General features: G+C 67.7%; 4 protein-coding genes. 1 reads left to right on the forward strand and 3 read right to left on the reverse strand.

Going from position 1 to position 4,452, the window contains the following annotated elements:
• The 3 genes from JMF90_RS25665 to JMF90_RS25675 form a co-directional block, all read right to left on the reverse strand.
• Positions 1-539: ABC transporter permease (locus JMF90_RS25665; RefSeq protein ID WP_201325584.1), on the reverse strand; the 539-nt coding region annotated here is incomplete at its 3' end.
• Positions 511-1,221, reverse strand: coding sequence for an ABC transporter ATP-binding protein (locus JMF90_RS25670; RefSeq protein ID WP_054928611.1), 711 nt, complete (start codon positions 1,219-1,221; stop codon positions 511-513). The genes JMF90_RS25665 and JMF90_RS25670, both read right to left, overlap by 29 nt.
• Positions 1,218-2,981 carry a fatty acyl-AMP ligase gene (locus JMF90_RS25675; RefSeq protein WP_226292103.1) on the reverse strand — a complete coding sequence of 588 codons (1,764 nt, stop codon included), beginning with the start codon at positions 2,979-2,981 and terminating at the stop codon, positions 1,218-1,220. The genes JMF90_RS25670 and JMF90_RS25675 overlap by 4 nt, the downstream gene beginning before the upstream one ends.
• A gap of 420 nt (positions 2,982-3,401) precedes the next feature.
• Here JMF90_RS25675 and JMF90_RS25685 point away from each other — a divergent pair, with 420 nt between their 5' ends.
• Positions 3,402-4,349 carry a fatty acid desaturase gene (locus tag JMF90_RS25685; RefSeq protein WP_054928612.1) on the forward strand — a complete coding sequence of 316 codons (948 nt, stop codon included), beginning with the start codon at positions 3,402-3,404 and terminating at the stop codon, positions 4,347-4,349.
• Positions 4,350-4,452: the final 103 nt, after the last annotated feature.

The following is a 4,452-nucleotide window of genomic DNA, read 5'->3' on the forward strand; positions in this document are numbered from 1 at the left end:
CCGTGCGCGGTCGACGCCATCAACTGCACGACCGAGCCGACGTGCACGCCGAGCTTGCGCGCGAGTTCGGCGCCGACGACGACTTCGGTGCCGGCGTTCGTCGGCGACAGATAGCGGCCCGACAGCACCGTGTGATAGTCGAAGAAGCCGGGCGGCTCGCGATTCGGCTCGATCCCTTCGCCGACGAAGCCGTAGCTGAGATCGCCGTTCGACACGAGCCCGTCGAAGTCGATGCCGCGCGCGGTCGTCGCGACGCCGGGCAGCTTTGCAATCGCCTGCGTGGCGGCGGCCTGCTCGTCCGCGGTCAGTCCGTATTGCAGCGGCCGTTCGCCGATCAGGTCGAGATAGCCGTGGTGCAGCACCTGCACGTGGCCGACGCCGCTGTCGATCGACCCTTCGCGCACCGCGTCGAAGGTTGCGATCACGTAGCCGAGCGCGAGGCTCGACGCGAACGCGGCGACGCCGATCATCGCCATCGTCAGCACGGTGCGGCGCCGGTTGCGCCAGAGGTTACGCCACGCAAACGTCGACCAGTTCACGATTCACTCCCGGTACGCCGTCGCGCATCTCGATGCGGCGCGGCAGGTGCGCGCACAGACGATCGTCGTGCGACGCAATCAGAAAGGCGGTGCCCAGCGTGCGGTTGGTGTCGAGGATCAGCTCGGCGACCGCGCGCGCGTTGGTGCTGTCGAGGCTCGCGGTTGGTTCGTCCGCGATCACGATGGCCGGCTCCTTGGCGAGCGCGCGGGCCAGCGCGACGCGCTGCTGCTCGCCGCCGGACAGCTCGCCGGGGCGGTGCCGCTCGCGCGCGGCGAGCCCCACCGCATCAAGCATCGCGCGGGCCCGTTCGCGCCGCGTGCGCGGCGTGCCCCATGCGAAGCAGCCGAGCTCGACGTTTTCGAGCGCCGACATCACCGGAATCAGGTTGAATTGCTGGAATACGAAGCCGATGCGTTCGCGGCGAATTCGTTCGAGCGTGTCCGGCGCGTCGTCGATGCGGCGGCCTTCGAGCCAGCGTTCGCCGCTCGTCGGCACGTCGAGAAAGCCGGCGAGGTTGAGCAGCGTGCTTTTGCCGCTGCCCGACGGCCCGACGAGCGCGACGACGTCGCGCTGCCCGATCGAGATCGTCGCGCCGCGCACCGCGACGACGCGGCCCGCGCCTTCGTATGTGCGCGTGACGTCGCGCAGTTCGAGCACCGGGGCGAGGGACGAGGCCGTCATGCGAACGCTCCCTGGACTGCTTCGACGGCGGCCGACGCGGGAATCACGGGCAGCGCGCCGTTCGCATAGAGATCGCGACACTTCAGGCGTTGCAGCTTGCCGCTCGTCGTGCGCGGCAGCGAGCCGGGCTCGACGAAACACAGATCCTGCGCGGCGAAGCCGATGCGCGACGCGAGCAACTGCTGGCACTCGGTGCGCGTTTGCGGCGTCGCGTCGACGGGCCGCGCCTCGATCGCGACGACCAGCCGCTCGGTGCCGGTTTCGGGATCGGGCAGGCCGAACGCGATGCAGGTGCTCTTGCGCAGCGCGCTGTGCGACGCCAGCGCTTCCTCGATCTCGTGCGGGAAATAGTTGCTGCCGCGGATGATGATGACTTCCTTCTTGCGGCCGAGGATATGCAGCTGGCCGTCCGCGACGTAGCCGATGTCGCCGGTGCGGAACCAGCCGTCGGCCGTCAGCGGCGCGGCGATCGTGCCGTCGTCGGGGTTCAGGTAGCCGAGCATCACCGACGTGCCGCGGATCGCGACTTCGCCGACCGCGCGGTTGGCCAGCGCATGGCCGCCGTCGTCGAGGATGCGGAACGCCATCCCGTCGATCGGCGTGCCCATCGCGAGCACCGTTTCGGTCTCTGTGTCCTGGCCGTCGTTCGCGGCGGCCGGCTGCGCGTCGCGGCGCTCGATCAGCGCGCGCCGGTCGAGCGTATCGGCGATCACGTACGGCGCGCCGTCGACCGCGCCTTCGTGCCATGCGCGATGCATCGATACCGCGAGCGTCGATTCGGCCATCCCGTAGCACGGTTGCAGCGCCGACGCTGCCAGCCCGTACGGCGCGAATGTCGCGGCGAAATCGCGCAGCGTCGCGTCGTCCACGCGTTCGCCGCCGATGAAGATGTTGCGGCACGCGGACAGATCGACGCCGTCCATCGCGGCGGCGTTGAAGCGGCGCACGCAGTAGCGCAGCGCGAAGGTCGGCACCGACGTCGTCGTTGCGCGCGCCGACGCGATGCGCTTCAGCCAGCCGAGCGGATTCCGGATGAAGCTGTTCGGCTGCATCATCAGCAGCGGCGCGCGGTAATGCAGGTTCGACAGCAGCGTGAGCAGCCCCATGTCGTGATAGAGCGGCAGCCACGACGCGGTGCCGTCGCCGGCCGCGATGTCGAAGCGCACCGATCCGCCGATGCCGAGCACGTTCGCGATCACGTTCTCGTGGCTGAGCACCGCGGCCTTCGGATGCGACGTCGAACCGGACGTGAGCTGAACATGATGCGGATCGCGGCCGCTCTTGGAACTGATCAGCGCGCGCGCGCCGGCGTCGGCCGCGCTCGATAGCGTCGCGAGATCGACCACGCGCGTGGCGGCCGCGGGAAACGCATCGTCGCGCCAGGCCGCGGCTTGCGCGTCCGCGGCAACCACGAGGCGCGGCCGGTACAGCTCGCACGCGACGTCCGCCACTTGTCTCCCGGCCGCCGCACGCCGCATGGGAACGGGCACGGTGCAGGGCAGTGCACCGGTCATCACGCAGGCCATCATCGCGGCTGCATGCTCGACCGACGCCGGCAGCGCGAGCATCACCAGATCGTTCTCGCGTACCCCGAGCTCGCGCAGCGCGCCGGCCTGACGAAAAACCTCTTCCGCGAAGTGCCGGTACGTGATGCCCGCTTCGTGGCCCGCGTCGTCGACGAACGTCATGCGATGCATGGCGCCCGCCACGTCCTCGAGCGATTCGATCAGGCGGTGAATGGTGGATGCGTACTTCGTCACGAGGATTCTCCCCTTGAGGAACACGGCCGCTCGCGCCACGGTGCCGGCGGCGCCGTTCGTCGAGTGAGGTGGATTCTTGCCGGATCGATTCGCCGCGACAAACGGAATCTATGCACGCTATGCATGAGCGGAGCGCATCCACTCGGGGCAGCACACGTTCGTTATCTCTGTGAGCCAGTCCTAGGTGACTGGTCGGTCTCATTCGACCGGTCGTCTAGTTCACGATGTGGTGCGCTCATGCGCGTGCGTCATGCAATGCGTTCGGAAAATTCGTTTGTCCGAAACATCGACTCACAGAAGAATTGCATCCCGGCAGCGCGCCAGCGTCGCCGCGTCATCGTGCCGGGCAGGGCCCGGCTCAAGGAGAGCGTCTTGTCCGTCACCTCATCGCTTGTCGCCCGATCGAAACCGGTTGCAGACATGAAGAGCCGCCCGAGCGGCGTGGTCTTCTCGCTGAAGCTGGTGGTCTACGCAGCGCTCATCGCGCACGGGATGATGTTCGCGCTGTCGGCGCTCGTGATCCTGAAGATCGTCGGCATCCTGCTGATCGGTGCGATGTATGCGCACGGCGTCGAGCTGCAGCACCAGGCGCTGCATTACCAGGGGTTTCGCAGCAAGCGCCTGAACATGGTGTTCGGCGTGCTGCTCGGCATGCCGATGCTCGTGTCGTTCCATGCGTACCAGGACAGCCACCTGCGTCATCACCGGCTGCTCGGCACGCCGGAGAACAAGGAGTTCTTCGACTACGGCGACCAGTACGGCGCGAGCCCCGTCGTCAATGTCGGGCTGTGGGCCTGGCGGCTGTCGATGGCCGCGCACTATATCCAGTTCGCGAAGAACGTCGCGAAGCTCGTCGTGCCGGGCGCGCGCTTCGGCGACAACGCGCTCGTGTCGCGCGCGATCCGCCGCGACTATCTGCTGATGGCCGCGGCGATCGCGCTGCTGGCCGCGCTGTCGTTCGCCTTGCACACGTGGTGCGTCGTCTGGGTGTGGGTCGTGCCGCTCGTGTTCGTCGCCGCGCCCGTGCATGCGCTGGTCGAAATGCCGGAGCACTATCGCTGCGACCTGACGAGTACCGATCCGTTCCGCAACACGCGGACGATCGAGAGCAACGCGTTCATGACGTGGTTCACGAACGGCAACAACTATCACGTCGAGCATCACATGATGCCGAGCCTGCCGATCGAGCGGTTGCACGATCTGCACGGTGCGATCGCGCCGCGCATTCGCTATTACCACCGCACGTATCGGCAGTTCTACTACGCGTTGCTGCGCGGCCGGCTGTCGCCGCGCTCGGTGGAAGACGATCGGGACGATCGCGAGCCCGATGCCGAAGCGGCTGCGCCGGCGTCCACGCAATCGGCGTGAGCGCCGGTGCCGAACGCCTTGCCATGACGGTGACGACGATGCTCTATCCGGAACTTTACAGGTCGCTCGAAGCTGTCCGCTGGGACATGGAGAAGGACATTCC

It is taken from the genome of Burkholderia sp. E168m23 (assembly GCF_016586125.1).
GTDB lineage: Bacteria > Pseudomonadota > Gammaproteobacteria > Burkholderiales > Burkholderiaceae > Burkholderia > Burkholderia orbicola.